Below are 2,221 nucleotides of genomic sequence, written 5' to 3'. Positions count from 1 at the left end.
CGCGAGGTCAGGGCCCGGCCGCCCAGTCCGGCGTAGGGCCCGGCAGGTTCAAAGGCGTATGTTTTCTTGGCCGTGTCGATTCTCAGGATTCTGGACATGGTGGCCTCCTTGGGACTGATCCCATTGATGGTTTGTCGGAGCAAGACCAATCAATGGTTACAGAGGCCGATGAAAAAAGACAAGAGAATCAAGTATGTCAGTGTTGACATGTGGAGTTTGAGACCCCATCGTTCGATTGTCCTTGACTTGGACGGGGTCGCTACTAGACAATGATTTTAATTGAGGCCCGCACGGGGCGGGCCATTCACGACAAGGAGGATGAGAACAATGGCAGATTTTCGTACGGCGAGTCGTACCACGGCCCGGCCGGCGGTTCTGAACGCTTTCATGCAGGGCGTCTATCAATGGATGGCCGCTGGTCTCGGAATGACGGCCCTGGTGGCCTGGACAGTGGCCTCCTCGGAAACAATGGTTCAGATCATTTTCGGCAATCAGCTCCTTTTCTGGGGCCTGATAATCGGAGAGCTCGGTCTGGTTTTGTGGCTGAGCGCCGGGATTTCCAAGATGTCGGCCGGCATGGCCACGGGCATGTTCCTGCTCTACAGCGCCATGAACGGGGCCACGCTGTCCATAATTCTTTTGGCCTACACAGGGGCTTCGGTGGCGGCCACTTTCGTGGTCTGCGCGGGAATGTTCGCGGCCATGAGCGTCTACGGCATGGTGACAAAGAAGGACCTGACATCCTGGGGAAGTTTCCTGTTCATGGGGCTTATAGGCATCATTCTTGCCTCGGTGGTCAACATTTTTCTTAAGAGCCCGGGCCTGCATTTCGTCATCAGCGGCATCGGCGTCCTGGTCTTCGTCGGTCTGACGGCCTACGACACCCAGCGGCTCAAGGCCATGGGCGAGTCAGCTCCCATGGACGACGCCGTGGCCATTCGGCGGGGAACCATACTCGGGGCCCTGACCCTGTACTTGGATTTCATCAACTTGTTCCTCATGCTTCTGCGCTTCTTCGGTCAATCGCGGAACTGATTATTTCGAGGATGCTCATGACCCGTTTCGGGGAGAGGCGCCGATGAGATGACCGAACGCCAAGCAACCATCTGGCAGAAACGGCTGGGCCCGGTGCTGGCCCCTGTCGGATGGACCTATTCACAGATCATGGCCGCGCGGTCGCATGCGTACCGGCGCGGCTTTTTTTCTCGCTGGCGGGCGCCGAAGCCGGTCATTTCGGCGGGAAACATCTCCTGGGGCGGGACGGGCAAGACCCCGATCTGTTCCTTTATCCTGTCCTGGGCCGAGGAGAAGAGTCTACGTCCGGCCCTGCTGACCCGGGGCTATGGGGGGCGGACCGGAGCTTTGCCGCTGCTCGTGGATCCGACGTGTCCGGCCGGTGAGTGCGGAGACGAGCCTCTGGTTCTGGCCCGGGAGCACCCGGACAGCCTCGTGGTCGTTGATCCTGTCCGGTCACGGGCCGGCCAATGGGCCCTGGCCAGGCACGAGCCCGATTTTTTCGTTCTCGACGACGGATTCCAGCATCTGGCCATGGTTCGGGATCTGGATTTGGTTCTTCTGGCGGGCGACGACCTCGGCCCGGGATGGAACCGGGTCCAGCCCCGAGGAACCTGGCGGGAGGGCGTTTCGGCCCTCGACCGGGCAACGGCTTTTCTCGTTAACGTGACCGGAAGTGAGCAAGGCCCGGTCATCGAAGCCTCCCGAGCCCGGCTGGGCAATACGGGCAAGCCGGTATTTCTCTTCCGGTTGTCCATCCAGGGACTGGAGAATCTGGCCGACGGGCGGATCAGTCCGGGGCCGGAAGGCCGATATTGGCTGGTGACGGCCGTGGCCAGGCCCCAGCGGGTTGCCGGGGCGGTGAGAGAGGCCTTTGGCCGGAGTCCGGAGCGGCACGTGATCCTTCCTGACCATGCCGTTCTGAACGCCTCCACAATCGACAGCATCAGGGGTGAGGCTGGCCGGGACGGTGTGAGCGAGCTGGTCTGCACTTCCAAGGACGCGGTCAAGATCGAGCATGGCCGGGAGGCGTTTCGGGTGCTGCGGACGGAAACTATTTTTCAGTCACTTGATGACGGTCCGGAGTTCCGGGCTTGGCTCGACAAGTGGTGGGAGAGGATATGAGCAGAAGGCGAGAGAAAGGCAAGAAAGCCGAGGTCCGGGCCATGCACCCGGATGCGGTCATGGCCCTGTTCCGGGAATCGGG

At 60.9% G+C, this 2,221-nt stretch carries 2 protein-coding genes; both read left to right on the top strand.

From position 1 onward, the window contains the following. Nucleotides 1–327: 327 nt before the first annotated feature. Nucleotides 328–1,035 carry a Bax inhibitor-1/YccA family protein gene (locus EOM25_14190; protein NCC26324.1) on the top strand — a complete coding sequence of 236 codons (708 nt, stop codon included), beginning with the start codon at nt 328–330 and terminating at the stop codon, nt 1,033–1,035. A 48-nt stretch (nt 1,036–1,083) separates the two neighbouring features. Further along, nucleotides 1,084–2,139 carry a tetraacyldisaccharide 4'-kinase gene (gene lpxK, locus EOM25_14185; GenBank protein NCC26323.1) on the top strand — a complete coding sequence of 352 codons (1,056 nt, stop codon included), beginning with the start codon at nt 1,084–1,086 and terminating at the stop codon, nt 2,137–2,139. The last annotated feature ends 82 nt before the right edge of the window (nt 2,140–2,221 follow it).

This window comes from Deltaproteobacteria bacterium, assembly GCA_009929795.1.
Lineage (GTDB): Bacteria > Desulfobacterota > Desulfovibrionia > Desulfovibrionales > Desulfomicrobiaceae > RZZR01.
The sequence above is the reverse complement of the archived record's forward strand: the minus strand, read 5'-3'. Positions and strand labels throughout refer to the sequence as shown.

Coding starts and splice junctions, on each gene's coding strand:
- lpxK (NCC26323.1), top strand. CDS start 1,084: ATGACCGAACGCCAAGCAACCATCTGGCAGAAACGGCTGGGCCCGGTG.
- EOM25_14190 (NCC26324.1), top strand. CDS start 328: ATGGCAGATTTTCGTACGGCGAGTCGTACCACGGCCCGGCCGGCGGTT.